Annotated in this window: 12 protein-coding genes; 1 reads left to right on the top strand and 11 read right to left on the bottom strand. The window is 44.0% G+C overall.

Annotation, left to right across the window (positions count from 1 at the left end; all coding sequences use genetic code 11):
- Positions 1 to 14: 14 nt before the first annotated feature.
- The 4 genes from ACG2F4_RS10070 to ACG2F4_RS10055 form a co-directional block, all read right to left on the bottom strand.
- Positions 15 to 1070 carry an exo-alpha-sialidase gene (locus ACG2F4_RS10070; RefSeq protein ID WP_395260349.1) on the bottom strand — a complete coding sequence of 352 codons (1056 nt, stop codon included), beginning with the start codon at positions 1068 to 1070 and terminating at the stop codon, positions 15 to 17.
- Between the two features lie 76 nt (positions 1071 to 1146).
- Positions 1147 to 2562, bottom strand: a complete 1416-nt coding sequence (locus ACG2F4_RS10065; RefSeq protein WP_395260347.1) for a sulfatase-like hydrolase/transferase — start codon at positions 2560 to 2562, stop codon at positions 1147 to 1149.
- Between the two features lie 399 nt (positions 2563 to 2961).
- On the bottom strand, positions 2962 to 4761 hold the full coding sequence (locus ACG2F4_RS10060; RefSeq protein ID WP_395260345.1) for a RagB/SusD family nutrient uptake outer membrane protein: 1800 nt from the start codon (positions 4759 to 4761) through the stop codon (positions 2962 to 2964).
- 20 nt (positions 4762 to 4781) lie between these two features.
- Positions 4782 to 7964 (bottom strand): SusC/RagA family TonB-linked outer membrane protein, encoded by a 3183-nt coding sequence (locus tag ACG2F4_RS10055; RefSeq protein WP_395260343.1) that lies wholly within the window; start codon positions 7962 to 7964, stop codon positions 4782 to 4784.
- Between the two features lie 1518 nt (positions 7965 to 9482).
- On the opposite strand from ACG2F4_RS10055, the gene ACG2F4_RS10050 reads away from it, so the two are divergent.
- Positions 9483 to 9674: a hypothetical protein gene (locus ACG2F4_RS10050; RefSeq protein ID WP_395260342.1), complete on the top strand. Its 192-nt coding sequence runs from the start codon at positions 9483 to 9485 to the stop codon at positions 9672 to 9674.
- Positions 9675 to 9994: 320 nt separating this feature from the next.
- Here ACG2F4_RS10050 and ACG2F4_RS10045 read toward each other — a convergent pair whose 3' ends face one another.
- From ACG2F4_RS10045 to lepA, 7 genes are all read right to left on the bottom strand, one after another.
- Positions 9995 to 10384, bottom strand: coding sequence for a hypothetical protein (locus tag ACG2F4_RS10045; RefSeq protein WP_395260340.1), 390 nt, complete (start codon positions 10382 to 10384; stop codon positions 9995 to 9997).
- Complete coding sequence (locus ACG2F4_RS10040; RefSeq protein WP_395260338.1) at positions 10384 to 11673, bottom strand: hypothetical protein; 1290 nt, start codon at positions 11671 to 11673, stop codon at positions 10384 to 10386. Before ACG2F4_RS10040 ends, ACG2F4_RS10045 begins: the two co-directional genes overlap by 1 nt.
- Positions 11674 to 11721: 48 nt before the next feature.
- A complete protein-coding gene (locus ACG2F4_RS10035) occupies positions 11722 to 13677 on the bottom strand; it encodes a caspase family protein (RefSeq protein WP_395260336.1) in 1956 nt (651 codons plus the stop codon).
- A gap of 74 nt (positions 13678 to 13751) precedes the next feature.
- Positions 13752 to 14132, bottom strand: a complete 381-nt coding sequence (locus tag ACG2F4_RS10030; RefSeq protein WP_395260334.1) for a hypothetical protein — start codon at positions 14130 to 14132, stop codon at positions 13752 to 13754.
- A 625-nt stretch (positions 14133 to 14757) separates the two neighbouring features.
- Positions 14758 to 15852, bottom strand: a complete 1095-nt coding sequence (gene lepB / locus ACG2F4_RS10025) for a signal peptidase I (protein ID WP_395260332.1) — start codon at positions 15850 to 15852, stop codon at positions 14758 to 14760.
- Positions 15853 to 15873: 21 nt separating this feature from the next.
- Positions 15874 to 16470, bottom strand: a complete 597-nt coding sequence (locus ACG2F4_RS10020; protein WP_395260330.1) for a hypothetical protein — start codon at positions 16468 to 16470, stop codon at positions 15874 to 15876.
- 85 nt (positions 16471 to 16555) lie between these two features.
- The gene (lepA, locus tag ACG2F4_RS10015; RefSeq protein WP_395260327.1) at positions 16556 to 18364 is read right to left on the bottom strand and encodes a translation elongation factor 4; all 1809 of its coding nucleotides are present in this window, start codon (positions 18362 to 18364) and stop codon (positions 16556 to 16558) included.
- Positions 18365 to 18476 lie beyond the last annotated feature (112 nt).

The following is an 18476-nucleotide window of genomic DNA, read 5'->3' as shown; positions in this document are numbered from 1 at the left end:
TTTATTTTGTCAATTCAAAGTTTTGATGGATCAATGACTATATGTTTGATACGCTCTCGTTTCCATGTATAGGTTATGTGAACTAAGCCATCCTCAGACTGGATTACAGCAGGATAAGAATATTCCCCAGGTTCATTTTCAAGTGTCAAAACGTTTTGCCAGCTATTCCCATCTTTGGAAACCGCAACATTTAAAGGAGTCCGAGGACCTCCCCATTTCCCCTCTTCCCCTTTTGAATGATTATAAACGAGTAGATGGGTTCCATTTTCTAGTGTAACTGCATCTGTACCAGAATTGGGATTAGGTAAATTAGTAGGCTTTAACTCAGTCCAATTATATCCACTATCATAAGACCAGCTACTTATCACATAATTCTCCTTACTTCTAGCCAAAATTTGCAGCGTATCTCCACCATGTTTTAAAATACTAGGTTGGATTACATTGTACTGACTAGCATCATTGATTGGACCTATTAATTCCCAGGATTTACCATGATTACTGGTCATTTCAAAATGAACCCGCCATCCATCATTCTCTGTACTTGACGGGCTAATCAATCTTCCCTCTTGAGTTAGTATTGGTTTATTTTTGATAGGACCCAATATATCTTCTGGTAACCTGTAACCTGTTGACCAGGTTTTACCAGCATCGTTGGAAGTTTTTAACATTCCCCACCATTTACTCGGATGAGGGCCGACTTTATAAAAAAGCATCAAGGGACCATTTGGGTATTGGAATAAAACTGGATTCCATGTAGGATATCTTTTATCCTGATGTTGAATCCCATTAGCCACAGATTCAGGATCGGTCCATTCCCCATTTATCTTACGACTAACCCATATTCTAACATCTTCATTTCCCTCTTTAGTACCACCAAACCATGATGCCACTAGTCCTTCATTCGTAGATTCGATTGTTGAGGCATGGCATGCCTTGAATGGTACATCCTTAAAAATAAATTCATTTGTTTTAATTGCAGAATTTTGAGCATGAGTTTTTGTAAAAAAAGAGCAGGTCAAAATTATTGATAATATGAGTATACTTATCTCAAGAAATTTTATTCTTAACATTCTTCTACATTATTTAGATTAGTAAATTTTTTAATGACTTTGGATATCTCAATAAATTGATTAGGAATATCCAAAGTCATTTGCCCCATTTTTGCGTGTATGAAGTAACTTCTCGGAGCCATTCTTTATATAATGAAACAAGTGTTTTTAAAAGTTCTGGTCTCTGAGATGAAATATCTCTTTTTTCCCCGATATCATTACTTAAGTTAAATAATTGCTTATCATCTCCGGTGTTTACTAGTTTCCAAGGACCCATACGTATGGCCCAATCATCTCTTATTTTCCAAAAAAGAGTACGTTCAGGAAGATGTTCATTTTTTAGTAGTACGGGTAGGAGACTAACTCCATCTATTTTTTGGTTCTTGATAGGTCCCGATCCTGTTAGTTCAACCAATGTTGGAAAGAAGTCCATAGTCATTGCAGTTTCATCTGTCTCTGTACCAGCCCTAATCTTGCCTGGCCAGTATGCTATCATAGGCACCCTATGTCCTCCCTCATAAACCTGCCCCTTTTGGCCACGCAATGGTCCATTATTAGAGATATTTTCAAATTTGTGTTCATTTTGATAGTAATGAGTATAGCCCCCATTATCTGAAGTAAAAATGACCAGTGTTTCTTTTGCTAATTCCAGTTCCTTTAATTTATTGATGATTCTGCCTACACTTTTATCTATAGCTTCAATCATACCTTTTACATGTGGACGTACATTATTCTCATTTTTAATAATACCCCACTTATTATTGCCATATTTCTTCCCGGCCTTACGATGTGGAGGGTCTTCTGGACCTTGCCAAGGGAAATGGATTGCTAAATGTGCTGTATAAATAAAGAATGCTTCATTTTTATGTTCTTCAATAAACTCAATACTATCATCTGTTATTAATTCTACACTGTAACCATTTTCCATGTTTAACTCACTATTATGCCACCAGTCCTTTTTACCCCAACGACTTATATGAGTAAAGTGATCACCATCTCCAGATAGTAATCCTCTAAATTCATCGAACCCAAAATTATTTGGGAAATAAGGCTGCTCATACCCTAAATGCCATTTCCCAAACATACCCGTAGCATATCCTTCTTTTCTTAAAACGTCCGAAATAGTTAATACTCCCAAAGGCATTCCTTCGTGATTCTTTTTTTCACTCAATGCCGCTTCAAACCTACCTCCTAAGCGGTGTTGATACATCCCTGTTAGTAATGCCGCACGTGTAGGAGAGCACATTGGACCATTGGAATGAAAATCTGTGAAGCTCATTCCTTTTTTAGTAAGTCTATCAATATTAGGTGTAAAATCAATTTCTTCATTGTAAGAGCCAATATCTCCGTAGCCTAAATCATCGACTAGTATAAGTATTATATTAGGTTTCTCAGTAATGGTAGCTCTTATCTCACCATCCACTGGTTGTAAGAAAAAGTAAATAGCGATATAACACACTAAACATTTTAGAGCTATTATTAGCCTTTTTTGTTCGTAATATGGATTAGGCATATTGATCAAAATTTATTCGGTAATGAAGTTAAATTGAGATCAAATCATAAAACTCAATCAATAAATATTTCAATTTAGGTATGTCGAGAAACGATCAGTGAAAATCGTCAATAGTGCGAATGACAAACTCTTTCTAGCGATCTAATCTAGAGGTATTTACATACCACTAAAAATCATTATAATCAGTGTTGTATTAAATACTGTTTTCTCCGTAACTGATCGCAACTGAAGGAACTTGAAATTTACTACTTCAGTTGCGGAACAGTTCTACGGAAAGCGCCTTAGGAAAGCAATAATCACATTCTAAAATAATCTCAGTATTATTTGCTTTTAATAGGTGCACTGCTTTATTCGAAGTTACATATTTTGTTTTTTAGTTGAATTGTTAGTTACCCGGTTTCAGAAACCAGGATTCTGAACTAATTCACTATTTCTATTCATTTCATCTTGCGAAATAGGCATAAAATACATTTTATTATCCCAAGCCCTGTTTTGAACACTGATCACTTCATACTCATAGTTGGTGTAAGTGCTGCGATCTGCTCTGTCTGTAGCCTCCGCATTAATCTCTATACCTTTGGCATTAACATCCATTACGTCAGGAGCTATCATCCACCTTCTTATATCAAAATATCGATGCTCCTCATAGACTAGTTCAATACGTCGTTCATTACGATAATGCTCACTTAATTCCTGGCCAGTGACCGATGAACCAATTTCAGGCATTCCTGCCCGAACCCTAATCCTATTTAAAGCATCACGAGCGTCCCCAAATTCTCCAAGCTCAATTGAAGCTTCTGCATAGTTAAGTAGTATTTCTGCATAACGAAAGAAAGGCCAAACACCACTTTGAGGACCTGTTTCTGGTGGTTTGCTTACATCAATAAATTTACGCATATAGTATCCTGTATATGTTCCATTCCATGGCTCAACATTACTATTGCGAGTATCTAAACCCGAAACTGTAGTGCCATCCGGCAAATTAAGTTCTAGAAATGTCTGGATTACACCATCTTCATCTCTGTCTTTGGTATCGGCAGGGCGTTCTCGATATTCGGCTCCGTCGTATGCAATTGTAGCATAAAAACGGGGATCCCTGTTTTCATAAGGCGCACTTGCGTGACTTGGATTTTCCCAACTAAATTCCGAACCGTCAGCCATCTTATAAGCGTCGACCAGTTGTTGTGTTGGTGTATTACTACCAAACATATGATAGCCATTAGGTCCATGGTGTAGGTTCGGGTTATAAGGAGGGTCAACAGTTGAGGCTGTTTCTTCAGACCTGTATAATTCTAATATTGCTTCACTGGTGTTGGGAGTTCGAAAAAGCTGTTCATAGTTTTGCTCAGCCTCTTCTTTATCTGCAGGATTTGGACGGAACAAACTATAAGTGTCTAGATCAATTACAGCTTGAGCAGCATTTTTAGCATCTCTCCACATCTGAGTTTGATTCTGAGAACCTGTATAGCCGGTTTCAACCATATCACTCGGATTTTCATGATAAAGATCACTGGCAGCATATAAAAGTATGCGCGATTTTAAAGCTAAAGCCGCTCCAGCACTTGCTCTACCGAGATTTTCTCCGGTTCGGACAGTTGGGAGTAAACCAGCGGCACTCTCGGCTTCTTGAACAATAAAGCTAACAGTTTCACCGAAACTGTTACGCGGCACATTCATATCATCATTAAGGCCGTAGACCTCAGTAATTATTGGTACTCCGCCATACATTCGCAATAAATTGTGATAGAAATATGCCCTGAGAAAATGAGCTTCTCCCTTTAATTGATCTTTTACATTTTGATCTTCTATAGCCGAGTTATCAATTTCTTCTATAAAAATATTTAGTTGCCGAATTTTGTCATATAAATGATCCCAAGAGTAATGGTAGTAGTCTCTATCTAAAAAAGCATCAAATATCCCTCGATCGCTTGAATTAATGTTTGATTGAACGAATGATTCATTCCTTACAGGAATTGGATGACCATTATCAGTATTAGCTGACAACTTATGATGATAAAGGCCATGGCCCATTCCACGATAAACCTCACTCAGGTAAGCTTTTATTAAAGAAACATCTTCCCATACAACCTCTTCAGTAATTTGGTCAGGTGGCTGAATATCTAATGGGTTGTTATCACAAGCATTAAATATCAAGACGCTTAATAATGCGATCGAAAATAAACTTATTAGATTTTTCATAATATTAATTGTCTTTACCTTTAAAAAGTAACGGATAATCCTAAATTAAATATCCTTTCTTGTGGATATCTTCCCCCGCGGGGATGGCCTGCTGACTCAGGATCTCCTAAATCATAACTAGTCCACGTTAACAGGTTAAATCCGTTAGCGTAAACTCGCATATCATCAAGACCTACTAGAGTACTAATATTTGAGGGAAGGTTATATCCTATTTCAAGTGTTTTAAGCCGTAAATAATCGGTTTCGCGAAAGAAATATGTATTCCTGTTAGCTATCCAGTATTCCTGTGTTCTGTTAAATGCTCTTGGGCCATCAAAATTGGAATAATCTGGATGGGGCGTCATAGCTGTAGGATCGTTGGGATCAGGCCTCCATCTTTTGTCAGCAAATTTCTTATAATAATTACCAAATTGACCTGAAGCAGTCTGAATATATTGTGATGCACCTGCAGCACCTTGAAAAAATATCGTTAAATCAAATTGTCTATATTCAGCATTTAATGTTATACCTCCTGTCCATTCCGGTAGGTCGTTCCGCTCAACTCGAATACGATCGGCTGCATTTATTTGATCGTCTTCGTTAACATCTCGAAAGATAAGATCTCCCGGACGAGCCCCAGGCCAAGAGGGATAACTATCTATATCTTCTTGATCCTGGAATACCCCAATTACATCATAATAAAGACCTGTATTCATTTTAGAACCAGTGGACTTTTGCCACTCAGGAGCCCCAGGTGGTTCATCCCAGAATTGAATCTCATTAGTAGCATATCCCCCACTAACTGTAATATCATAAAGAAAATCTCTATTTATCTGTTGTCTCCAAGTTAATGAGCCGTCAAAACCCCAACTTTCTACCTCTCCGATATTTTCCCTTGGCAATTCTAATCCGGAGGATCTAGGTATTGATGCATTTCTAAAGGTTAGAATATCAGTTCTCAAATAATCGAAGTAATCAAACTCGAACGCTAAACTATTTTCAAAGAGCTCCCCTTCAATACCAACGTCAAACTGATTTGCTACTTCCCAAGTTATATTCGGATTAGGAGTTTGGGTCTGCCTAATACTAGGTGCCAACTGATCAATATTAAAGATATAACCGGAACCGAATCCGTAACTTGTAAGGTGCTGATATGGTGAAACGCGATCATTACCAGTCTGCCCCCAAGATGCACGCAGTTTAAAATAATTTAGAAAGGAAAGATTATTTTGGAAAAACTCTTCTTCACTCAAAACCCATCCTGCAGAAAAACCCGGGAAGAAACCGAAACGATTACCTTCAGGGAATATGTAAGAGCCATCATATCGTGCCACAAACTCAAGTAGATATTTATCTTTGTAATCATAGTTAACCCGACTAAAAAAGTTTAATCTAGCTCCTTTGCTGGCACTTCCATTAATATCCTGTTGAGCTTGTCCACCAGCAAAAAATTGAGGAACCTGATCAGTTATAAAGTTTCGACGAAATGCATAGAACCAAGAATTTTCAAATTTTTGATACTCAGATCCTACTAATATATTATATGAATGATTCTCCAAGTCCTTCTGATACTCACCTATCAGGTTCACAAGGATATCATAACCCTCATTACTCTGTTGTGACAGTGACGGTTCTGAAGCTCCCCTTTTTGCTCCTGATAGATATTGTACTGGATCACCGCCATTGGCCCGATAGGCAGCTTCATCAAATGAATATAATGTCCAAGGTTTGACAAATCTTTTTTGCTGATGAAAATCTTTGTCAAAGGAGCCAGAAGTTCGTATTTCAAAACCATCTACACCAGGAAACTCAACTGCTAATTGTAAGTTGGTCTGTAGATAGTATCGATCATCATCATCAAATCCGGTAACATCACTCCCTGTTACAACGGGATTATTTCCACCAGCCTCAAAAGCCGGACCCGGGTGCCCGCTAGGCCAGAAACCTGGAAGATTAGGAAAAGCTTGAATCAAATTTTCAAATCTACTACTTGCAGGTACAGTAGGATAGTTACGATCTTCCCATCGGCCTGCTACATCAAATTTAAGGTCTATATTATCTGATACTTGTCCATCAATATTGCTTCTAAAATTATATTGATTGTAACGAGTGGAACTATTTACAAAAATACCATCTTCAGTAAGAGCACCCAATGATAAACGGTACTGTACATTCTCACCTCCCCCAGAAACTGACATATCTGCTTTGGTCTGATGAGAAGTAGATTTCAATGCCTCATTAAACCAATTTGTATTGGGGTATAACCAAGGATCTGAATTAGAATCTGCATAATTTTGTAATTCTTCTTCCGAATATTGTGGAGGATTACCCCTATACATATTTAATTCGTTCAGCATCCGGAGATATGTTGAGGCATCCGCAGTTTCAGGTAGACGAGTTGGCTGAGAAAAACCCTGATTAAATTCGATATTAAATTGTGGTGCTCCTTTATTCCCTCGTTTGGTTGTAACTAGTATAACACCATTGCCCGCTCGAGCACCATAGATAGCCGCTGAAGCATCTTTTAGTACCGTGATATTCTCAATATTTTTAGGATTAAGACGATCAAGCCCCCCCGATCGACTGGGCACCCCATCAATTACTATGAGAGGTTGATTATTATTCAAAGTGTGCTCACCACGTATACGCAAAGTCGCATCATCAGCTCCTGGCTCCCCACTGGTATTTACTGCAAATAAACCAGGGATCTTACCACTTAGATTTTGTGAAAGATTGGTTACAGGTGCCTTCTCCATTCTTTCTCCGGAAACTGCACTTATAGATCCCGTTGCAGTTTCCTTGGTTCTTGTTCCATAGCCTACAACAACTAATTCCTCACCAGTAATTGCAGATTGAGTTAAAGTTATATTAATTGATTGGCGTCCGTTTATTGCTATTTCTTGAGTTTGATAACCAACAAAGGAAACAACTAACGTATCATTTAGTGAAGGCACGTCTAATGAGTACTCACCTTCTATATTTGTAGTGGTACCAATCGTTGTACCTTTGACAATTATATTAACACCAGGAAGAGATTCACCTGTTTCTGCATCAGTAACTATTCCACTGACCGTCTCCTCTTGGTTAACATGAAAGGCTACGCTATCTGTATTTATACCAAGAGTAATTAGAGCAGCAAGTAGGAATAAAGGAATAACCCTAAACACCAAATTTTGTGCAATATTAATAAACCTTTTAGTTCCAGATCTGTTTCTTTTTTCCATAACTCCTAAAATTTTAGTTGAATTTTCCCCATATGACTCGTGGTCCGTTAAAGAACCTATTCGATAGAGCTATCAATTAATCTACTTTATTAAATAGGTATTCAGATAGAATGGCTACTTGGAAATTCCCCAATACTAAAACTATTTTAACAACTAATATTTTTATGTGAGGGAAATGGTAAAGTTTCTTATAACAGAGGATAATATACTTTAAATACCTTGTTGGTGAAGCAACTTTTTTAAAAAGTGAACAGAAATATTTGAGTGCTTATTTAAGAAAACTAAAACTGGTAAGACATCATGAATTAACTATTCATCTTCATAAAGCTTTCCATTTTTATGGTAAATCTTAAATTTGCAAGTATACATCACCTTTATATAATGCATACCAGTTGGCATAAATATAAGCACCCCACTTTTCAAATCTTCTAACATCTGTGTAACAACCCATCCTCCGCTGACACTTAAACAACCTTTGATCAAGTATATTCTGGATATATTTTCCTTGTAAGATTGGTTTCTATTTTCAAACACCGAAGAACTTCTACGTCTTTATAAGTTTGTAGATTAGTGCCTCAGGTAGGTATATCCACTAGGGTCCCAGTCTTGCAACATGATCACCTTGGGCCCCATTTCAGCTAATCACATAAAATTATTATATATTTTACCTTCTTTCTTATACAGAAATTAAAATAGAATATTATTACAACCCATCTCGATATATAATTCTATAATATACTGTGCTGTATCTATATTTTCAGCTACTGCTCCAACTATAATTGGAATCGGTTACTTACCTCATCCAATACGATGTTTACCATCTCGTACCGTTCTTCTAATTAAAGTTTATTTACTTCTGAGGCTATGTTGGAACCAAACCCATTTATTCCGGTTCTTAATTCTATTCTTCCTTTTTCGTAAGACTTTGTACATCAATACGGTTAGTTTCAGTATATGGCGTGTTCAATACTGTTACTATACCATGTAGTAAATACACTTCCTTCATCTAAGGAAAAACCATCTATATTCAAATACCTACTCTTGGTAAACTTGCCATTATTTATTGTTAACTTTCTTCACTAGTGACACTCAAAGTTGGTACATTAGTGGGTACATAGTAGCTAAAAATCAGCTCCTATAGCCTCTATAGTCAATTCTGAACTACACTCATAATCGATTGGTCGCAGGTTCAAATCCTGCCGGGCCCACACTATTTATCTCTACAACACTATTTTGCTCTTCCCTCCTTTTTTACTCCCTTCATGGGCAGCTGCTGGTCCGACCAATCCAGCCTACGTGTTGCGAAACAGTGTTTCGCGGTTCAAATCCTGCCGGGCCCACTTATTGGTTAGCTTGTCATTTAGGCCATTTAAATGCCCTCTCAGGCGATTTAAACGGCCTTTTTTGTTTCTATTTCGCGCACATCGATAGAAATGAATAGAAGAAAAAAGAACGGTTCATTCTACTCTGTTCTTAGAGATATGGTACAATTTGGGTGCAATATCAGAGGACCGTTTTATGGCATCACTCAAAAAGAGAGGAAAATTTTACTACATCCGTTTCACAAAAGTAGTCAATGGCAAGCAGATCGAGTCCACCAAAAGCCTGGGAACCCGGTACAAAGAGCAGGCCCAGGAAGCATTAAGACAGATGGAGGAAGGGGATAACACCTCAGAAGCCCAAGCATATGGCCGGACATTCATCCAGTAGTGTGACGAACAGATATACCCATTTGAGGGCAAGAAGCTTGTTTCGCAAACAACGAGAGATTGAAAAAAATCGGGCTTAAGCTGCCTTTTCCATAATTGGACTACCTGTTTGGCAGTAGTTGGAATGAGCTGAAAGTCCCAGCCTTCCGCTGCTGGTCCACGCTGGCAGAACAGGAGTTCTATTTTTCAGACAATCGTTGTAAAAATTGATACGGCGAAAGAACAGACAAGTTTAGTGATTGTTTGCTCATAATATTCGTTGTTTGTTAATGCGCACCTGAAACATGCTGAATGCGCAATATAACAGAAAGAAGTAACCCGTTATTGCAACAGTATAATCCCGGTTAAGGTGTCAGCCATACCTGCCCCGGCTCTGATCCAGAACCTGGGTATCTTGTTTCGCGGCTTCAGTTCAGTGTAGCTTTTGTATTCCAGGCGCTCAAAATCAGGACTGGTAACATAGGTAAGCATCCGGGTACGGTTTTCATTGGTCGTTGTAGCCACGTCAATGCGCAGCGGCCGCCGGGTGAGCTGCAGGCGGTTTCCAAGTAGGGGCCAGTCAAAAACAACATCGCTGCAGACCCGGAATAGCCCATAGGTAAACGTTTCGGTGAATGTGACGGTGGTATCCATCACATTCAGATCGGACCGACCGCCCCAAAATATGGATTCTATGCGGACGGGACGGTTTTCCGAAAAATATGATCTCATCAGAAATGTGCTGCTATTCCCGCCGTGGGTGCTATGTTGGATTGCAAGCCGTGATCCAGCAACGCAAACAGTGCGCTTCCGTACGCGTACAGGCTCGGCGAGAGGGCGAACTGGAATCCCAACCCGGCGTTAAGCGTATGATCGCGGCTGATGGCCGGGATCGAAGTATCGGTCAGCGTGCTCCCTCCCATCGTACCTTCCGGCGACAATGCTCCACCAATGGGGGCCAAAAAGGGATCGGGCTCCAGGTCGATATTACCAAGCAGATCAAATGAAAAAAACAGGTTTTCAGCAAGCTGCTGGTTGAACCCGGTAGCTACATTAAAGCTGTTGCTGTTGGGACCGTTCCAAAATTGTGCTCCCACATTTACATAGGGCTGGAATGTATTTGACGGGTTAAATTCACTGATAAAAGTGAAGCGGGTCCCAAAATTCCCACTTCCCAGCATGTTATCACGGGTTCGCAGCGGCAATCGTATATCCAGAACTGCCGCAAGACGTACCGTTTGTACGGTAACCGGAAAGCGATACTTCGCCCGCAGGGCAAGCGTCTCCATAAAAGTCTCCCGTTCGGATGCATCGTCCACAAAGTTAAACAGCGCCGGACTCACCTCCCTATTCCCCACTCCTTCACAATTCAGGCCCCCTTCCGATCCCGGCCGGTACCGGCAGCCGGTATTATCCCCTTCTATACTGAATGTTGTATTTACATTTTCGATTGCAACATTCACAACCGGCAGGGCAAACCCCACATCGAAACGATCGGTGACCCCATAGGTCCCGTGAAGGGTAAACACCGTGGCATTGATATCCCACGGCATGCTTGCAACCACCCGGTCTCCCCCTCCATTCTGCACGAAGGTAAAACTCAGGGCACTCAAATCTTCTCCTCTGATTTTGGAAAGATCAAAATATGAGGCGTTTCCCCCAACTAAAAAGAGTCCCCGACCCACAGTAGCCCCGCTCTCGGTGTATATCGGCGTAAAACCGGTTACGACATTGACAACCCCGTTTTCGGTGAATTCCGCCTCCAGGGCCGGAGGTGTCAGCGGAATGGCCGCCAGGTTGCTTTCTATAAACCCACTGATGCCCGGGGCAAAAGACTGGCGCGCCAGCTCCGCCGCCTGGCTAAATGGATTGCCCTCCACCGGCTCAAAGAGACAAGTTGCGTAGAGATCCGCCAGCGATTTCTCCAATAATGACTGGGACCGCGCCGATTGATATCCCGTGATACTTATGACTAAGACCAGCAAAATTGATTTTCCACGTACAAAGTAAAGATCTCGCATGGCATCTCCTTATTACGTTTCCTGTTTACATAATCGGGAGGTTGTGGTTCAGTGCGGTTCCACCTCACTCAGCACATATCGCTCCTCGTTTTTTTTCCATATCCAGTTAGCCGGAACGGGGAGTATTTTCACCTCCTCCCTTCCCTTTTGACGGTAGTGGATATCCATCGTAACAGCCAGTGTGGCAGTGGTACCGCCAGATTCCTGCAATTCTCCAGCCCTGCTTTCAACACTGACAACATTGAACCTGGAGTACAACCCCTCCAGCATTTTCCCATAGTAATCCGCAAGCGGAGGGGCAACGTCGTTCCACTGCCGATCCATAATCGCCTGGCTGACCGCATTCTGAAGCTGATCTATCTGCCCGCGCACAAGTTCGATTGGCGGAATCTCGGCGGCGGGCTCCTCCTCTTCCGTCGGCACCTCTGATGCGGCAAGTGATTCATCCCCCGGCCCCGGTTGATCTTCAACATTTGTTGATGAGTTGGTTCCTGCAGTAGAGATCTCCGACTCTTCTCTGTCTCCCCGGTTGCCAACGGGCTGCCTGTTGCTCACCAGGTTCGCAGACTGCTCCTCGTCAATTTGCCGCTGATCTCCCGGCGAATCAACCATCCCAGAGGTGGTGGATTCCTGCGTGTTTACCGCTTTTGGATCTACCGGAGATTGTGTTTCAGCATCCAATGGAGGGAGAGATTCTTCCTGCTCAGGCTCATCCAGGGTAGTGCCGATATTGCCCCCGGCGGTTCCTACTTCAGCCTGTTCGGTTGAGGACTTATCTTCATCAGCAATACTGCTGCCGGGTATGCCATAAAACTGCCAGCTTACCACTGCCGCGACCAACGCTATTCCCGCTCCAATTACCCAGGCCCTTGGCCAACGCATCCCTTGTTGCCAAAAAACAGACCTTACGTAGGTCCAAATATTCTTCAGAAGTGTTTCAGGTCTTTTTTTTGAAACTTTTTTATCGGTTTCCCGGGCTTTTTCAGCAGCCCGCTCTTCCCCGAGTTCAACAGCGGGTGGTTTACCTGGTGTTGCGCGATCCGGGTCATAGTTTGAAAGTATGCCGGCAGCGGCTTCCCTGACCTTGCGCTTCTCATCTTTTTGCATGTCTTCAAGCGCCTCGCGGGCGGCCAGTGCCATCCGTTTATCTCCGCCATCCAAAAGATATGCCAGCTCCGGTATCGCCTCGAGACGGACCACCGGGTCATCATCTTCTATTGCAGCACGAAGTTTCGGATCAAGTTCAGCAGGGGTCAGGGGCCTGGGATTGCGTGCGATGATGAGTCGTCCCTGTTGATTGTATACCCAGCGCCGCGGTGTCTGGGTCGGCAGGTTGCTCACCACCTTGTCATAGGCATAATCGTACCACTCGTCAAGAGTAATCAGGCTGTCGCCATCCTTGTCAGCTTTCCCGGATTGGATACCTTCAAGTAAAAAATGGGTAAACAGGGAGGTCTGCGCTTGCTCCAGCACCTGGTTGCCCTCCATCGCAAACTCCCGCCGGTCTGACGCGGTCAGGACTATACGCCCGCTGCCGTTGCCCTCAAACGTCGCCGCGGTCAACACCTGGTCATCTCCCTTAATGCCCCGCCTGAACGCGCCGCTGTGGCAGCAGTCCAGAATCAGTATCTGCCGTTTGGAACGGCACAAATCCATGTCATCGGCAATAAAGTCAGCTGAAATAGCCGTTGCTCTCAGTAAATCAGGACGTGTGTCCCTTACCGCCAGGTAAAGGTGCCCGCGGTCATCCAGTATCCCGTGGCCGGAAAAATAAAGCAGCAAAAGGTCATCGGGCTTTTTATTCTGAAAGAAGCCGCTTATCTCCTGCCGGACTTTTGATTCCCCACTATTAATCAACTCCTTCACATCATCAAATCCGCCGATAGAAGAGTCCCGAAACAGGCTGGCCAAATCCTGCACATCTGCAATGGGAGAGGCCAGGTCCGCCAACTTTTCGGCCTCATACTCACTGTTACCAACGAAAAGAGCATACTTGCGTGCCATGGAGGAACCTCATCTCTGATTTATCAAAAGAAGGCGAATCTGCGAGGTAACCTTTTTCTGAAAGATGTGCTGCTTTATCCATCACCGGGTTGATTCAATGATTCCAAAAAAATTTTGAAATCCCTGGAATTACCCTCAAACTCAACCTGCTCCCCGCCGATCTCCCCTTTAAATTTGACAATACGTCCGCTGCCACGCTCAATCCAGGCCTGCAGCAGTTCAATAACCTTGGGAACGGCTTTCGGCAACACAGCCATGATTATAGCTCCCAGCGTTACCGCCTCCACTGATTTTGCCCCTGCGGGCAGTTCCCCTTGCTTCGCCAGCTCGGCCGACTCTACCTCCTCCTCTCTGAGTTCCCGCAACAACTGGCGTGTTAACTGGTCGATTTCATCCGGGTCCCCGTCTTCGGTACTGACCTGCAACAAAATCTCTGAAGGCTGCTCATCTTTCATCGCTACCCCTGTTAGATAAGTTTCAAAAAATACTCAGCGAGGATTCTGTTTCTTACCACCCTTCCTGCATCGGCGTTCAACATATAAACATGCGATCCTCCGCCGGCTGACACCGGGCAGTGCATTATCCCCACTTGTACTTGTTACACCAATTTTAGCCGGCGAAGCCTCAATCGTATCTTATTATTTAGAATACAAATTATAATTAATTTTAATAAAAACAATGAATTACATATAAATATTTTCTTTTTCTCATAAAATTTATCCGCTTTAGTCCTGATTTCTTTCAAGAGGTTAATCCCCAGCAAGGAGAAAAAGAAATGGCCGCAGAAACGTACCCCGTGTGTTATAGCAGATCAACTCTGCATACCTTCAGGTAAAAATTGGGAACCCGGGTTTCGTTACGGGTAGTAATCTGGGGATAGGTGTTCATTTTTCAGTGAAAAAAAAGAACCTTTAAAAATTTCCTGAAAAATTCGAGATAATGGATCCTTATCCCTTCCGGTCTGGAAATGTGTGAATCGTCCCGGGCAAATGCAGCGCAAGCGTAAGGAAAGGAATTGTATCCATTCTAAAATTAACAATTTGGAACAGGCCCGGGATATCTATTTGAAGATCCCTGAATTTAGTCGTGTATAAAGTTGAAGATTCGGCCAAATCGGGGAAGCCAGCGCTCCGAATCCCAGGAGAAGTAGATCATGCCCGCCTTGCCTACGACGTGATCTTGCGGCACAAATCCCCAGTATCGGCTGTCTTCGCTGTCGTCCCGGTTGTCTCCCATCATAAAGTAGTAGCCCTGCTGGATGGTATAGGTTGAATCTCGTTCTCCATTAATATAGAGCTGATCTCCCCTCCATTCGGCGTCATTCCGTTCATAACGCGTGACGATATTCTCATAAATATGCCAGTTCTCGCGTGTCAGTGTTACCTGCTGTCCTTCGAACGGTACAACAACGGGGGGGAGGTGATCGTGATTCATAAATCCGGAGGAGAAGCTAAAATTTCTACGCGAAAATTCATCGAAATCATCGGGAAGCACATGCAGCTGCACGTCCTGGACTTCCGGCCACTGGCGAATCGTCTCTGCCACGCTGCTGGTCATATTGACCCGGTAGCTGTTTTCTCCCTGCGAGCCGAGAAGAGTACCGCCGGCATTCTGAACCTTGGTGGGACTCAGCCGCACCCGCTGGCGCACCTGCACCACATAGTTTTTCTGTATTCCCGGGGCCTGTTCAGACAGTTCCCCGTTCACATACAGCATTTTATCGCGGATAGAGAGCGTGTCGCCCGGAATGCCGACACACCGCTTTATATAGTTTGTTTTAGCGGAAATCGGGGCGATATCGATCGGGTAGTTAAAGACCACGATGTCATTGCGCTGTACCTCCGTATAGCCGGGAATACGCGTCCACGGCAGGTTTACGCCGGGAAGATAGATGTTGGTGAACGGTACGCCAAGTACCATGGGGGTACGGGGACCATAACTGATTTTGGAGACAACCAGGAAGTCGCCGGTGAGCAGTGTTTCCTCCATTGAAGGGGTGGGAATGCGATACGCTTCGAACAGGAATGTACGGATAATAAGCGCTGCCACGGCTGCAAAAAGCAGGGCATCCAGCCATTCCCGGGCCCAGTGCTTGGCCTGTTCACGCTGTTCATCCTGTCGCCGTTTACGCCGGGAGCTCTTCTCGCTGTTCTTTTCTGCCACTTCGTCTGCCAATGCCGTTTCCTTTTTAAACTATTATTGATACCTGAAATTGATGGTCATTCCCTCGGGAGAATCGATCTCTTTTGTGACAAATTCGCCATTCTGGTAACGCACGTCGAACCACTGCTCTCTTTCGGGAGAATAGAAATAGTCCTGAAACGGGGAGAGGCTGTCCACCGACATCAATTTCTGTGAAAGGGTTCGTTTGATCTGGGGCATTAGATCGATATAGCGGCTGGCACCGCCATACACGAGGCCATTGCCAAAAGGCCCGTCGATATCCAGTACCATCATCGGGATGCTGTCATCCACGGTAAACCAGTATTCAAACTGAATCGCCTCCGCAGGGCGAAAGTTGTCGCTGTTAATCAAATCTTCCAGTGTTTGCGTGGGATCGCCATATTGCGCCTGCAGGCGTGCCCGGACTTCAGGGGTCTTTTGCTTGTCGATGGTGGTCTCCTGATACAAGCCCTGTCCGGTCCATTTTATCTCCTCAAACCGGTTCAAAAACTGCTGTCTTTCATCGTGGGGCACTTTTTGAATTTCCGGTTCATTGAACTGCGCCAGTGCTGAACTGGTAAGTATAAAAAAAAGCACGGCAACCGCCGCCATCTGTCGTAGTAATCTCATAAGCAAATTCCTGGCTTCATTTAATTTTTCGGGTCAAACTAAATAAAATCTGGTAAAACTTTGGTTAAAAAGCGTAAGCAATCTTCTAACCTTTCTCGTCCATTGAAAGGACAGCGAGGAATGCCTCCTGGGGGACTTCAACAGTACCCACCTGTTTCATACGCTTTTTCCCCTCCTTCTGTTTCTCGATAAGTTTGCGCTTTCGGGAAACGTCTCCGCCATAACACTTTGCGGTGACATCCTTGCGGATAGCCCGGATCGTTTCGCGCGCAATAATTCGCGAGCCGGTGGCGGCCTGGATCGGGACTTCAAACTGCTGCTTGGGGATCAGTTCCTTCAGCTTCTTGCAGAGCTTTCGACCCTGTTCATACGCCTTGTCGCGATGTATGATACTGGAGAGGGCATCCACCGGTTCCTCATTCAGCAGTATATCCAAACGAACCAGGTCGCTTTCCCGGTATTCAAGAAATTCATAGTCGAGCGAAGCGTATCCGCGGGTGCCGCTTTTCAGGCGATCGTAGAAATCGAACACCACTTCCGCCATCGGCAGTTCGTAGGTTATCTCCACGCGGCCGCCCTGCATGTGCAGCTGGTTTACGTACACCCCCCGCTTGTCCTGGCAGAGCTTCATCACCGGGCCGATAAATTCAGATGGAGTCAAAATAGTAGCTTTGATAAACGGCTCGTATACCGCTTCCCGCTCTCCCGGATCCGGCATATCGCTGGGATTGTCCACAACAATCGTTTCCCTTTGCCCCTTTTTTTCGACCTCCACCTTGTATTCCACGTTGGGAACGGTGGTGATAATATCTATATCAAACTCGCGGTCGAGCCGCTCCTGTACAATCTCCATGTGGAGCATTCCCAGGAAACCCGCGCGGAATCCAAATCCGAGGGCCTCGGAGGTCTCCGGCTCGTAGGTTAGCGAGGCATCGTTAAGCTGCAGTTTTTCCAGTGCCGACCGCAGATCCTCAAAATCATCCGACTGCGTGGGAAAGAGCCCGCTGAACACCATCGGCTTGGGCTCCTGGTACCCGGGGATCGGCTCTTTGGCGGGATTGTCGGGCTTCGTGACGGTGTCGCCAACACGGGCATCCTGCAGCGATTTCACACTGCCCACGATATATCCCACTTCTCCGGCTTCCAGTCGATCCGTTTTCACCTGTTTCATCATAAGGTAGCCGATCTCCTCGGCGTCGTACTCTTTGCCAGTCGCCATAAACCGGATGCCGTCGCCCTTGTTCAGGGCTCCCTCCATCACCCGTACATACACAATGGAACCGCGATAGGTATTGAAGACCGAATCAAAAATCAGTGCGCGCAGCGGCTTTTCCGTATCTCGTTTGGGGCCGGGAATGCGCTCCACAATCGCTTCGAGAAGCTGGTCAATTCCATCTCCCGTTTTGCCGGATACTTTCAAAATCTCGTCGTGGTCGCACCCGATCAGGTCTACAATCTGCTGGCCCACCCCTTCGATGTCGGCGCCGGGCAGGTCAATCTTGTTCAGGACCGGTACAATGTCCAGGTCCTGGTCAATCGCCTGGTACAGGGTGGATATCGTCTGTGCCTCAACTCCCTGGGCGGCATCCACCACCAGCAGAGCGCCTTCACATGCCTTCAGCGCGCGCGACACTTCATAAGAAAAATCGACATGCCCCGGGGTGTCAATCAGGTTAAAAATCACCTTCTCCCCGTTTGGACGCTCATACTCCATCTTGATAGCGTGGCTTTTAATCGTAATACCACGCTCCCGCTCCAGGTCCATATCGTCGAGAATCTGCTCCTTCATCTCCCGCTCGGTGATGGCGCCGGTGCGCTCCAACAAGCGATCGGCCAGGGTCGACTTCCCGTGGTCAATATGAGCGATAATGCAAAAGTTGCGAATTTCAGGCATAACTGTATCTGCTTGCGGTGGAATAGAGGCTTAACAAAAAGAACGGTTAAGATACAAATTTAGTGGAGGGATTGCATATTACCCCGTAAAAATAAAATTGGAACAACTTCCA

Source organism: Halalkalibaculum sp. DA3122, assembly GCF_043951865.1.
Taxonomy (GTDB): Bacteria; Bacteroidota; Rhodothermia; order Balneolales; family Balneolaceae; genus JAMQKA01.
This window is presented reverse-complemented; position numbering and strand designations above follow the sequence as displayed.

Excerpts from the sequence above, each read along its gene's own strand:
- ACG2F4_RS10035 (WP_395260336.1), bottom strand. The coding sequence starts at position 13,677 with ATGGCACGCAAGTATGCTCTTTTCGTTGGTAACAGTGAGTATGAGGCC.
- ACG2F4_RS10070 (WP_395260349.1), bottom strand. The coding sequence starts at position 1,070 with ATGTTAAGAATAAAATTTCTTGAGATAAGTATACTCATATTATCAATA.
- lepA (WP_395260327.1), bottom strand. The coding sequence starts at position 18,364 with ATGCCTGAAATTCGCAACTTTTGCATTATCGCTCATATTGACCACGGG.
- ACG2F4_RS10045 (WP_395260340.1), bottom strand. The coding sequence starts at position 10,384 with ATGAGATCATATTTTTCGGAAAACCGTCCCGTCCGCATAGAATCCATA.
- ACG2F4_RS10060 (WP_395260345.1), bottom strand. The coding sequence starts at position 4,761 with ATGAAAAATCTAATAAGTTTATTTTCGATCGCATTATTAAGCGTCTTG.
- ACG2F4_RS10055 (WP_395260343.1), bottom strand. The coding sequence starts at position 7,964 with ATGGAAAAAAGAAACAGATCTGGAACTAAAAGGTTTATTAATATTGCA.
- ACG2F4_RS10020 (WP_395260330.1), bottom strand. The coding sequence starts at position 16,470 with ATGAGATTACTACGACAGATGGCGGCGGTTGCCGTGCTTTTTTTTATA.
- ACG2F4_RS10030 (WP_395260334.1), bottom strand. The coding sequence starts at position 14,132 with ATGAAAGATGAGCAGCCTTCAGAGATTTTGTTGCAGGTCAGTACCGAA.
- ACG2F4_RS10065 (WP_395260347.1), bottom strand. The coding sequence starts at position 2,562 with ATGCCTAATCCATATTACGAACAAAAAAGGCTAATAATAGCTCTAAAA.
- ACG2F4_RS10050 (WP_395260342.1), top strand. The coding sequence starts at position 9,483 with ATGGCATCACTCAAAAAGAGAGGAAAATTTTACTACATCCGTTTCACA.
- ACG2F4_RS10040 (WP_395260338.1), bottom strand. The coding sequence starts at position 11,673 with ATGCGAGATCTTTACTTTGTACGTGGAAAATCAATTTTGCTGGTCTTA.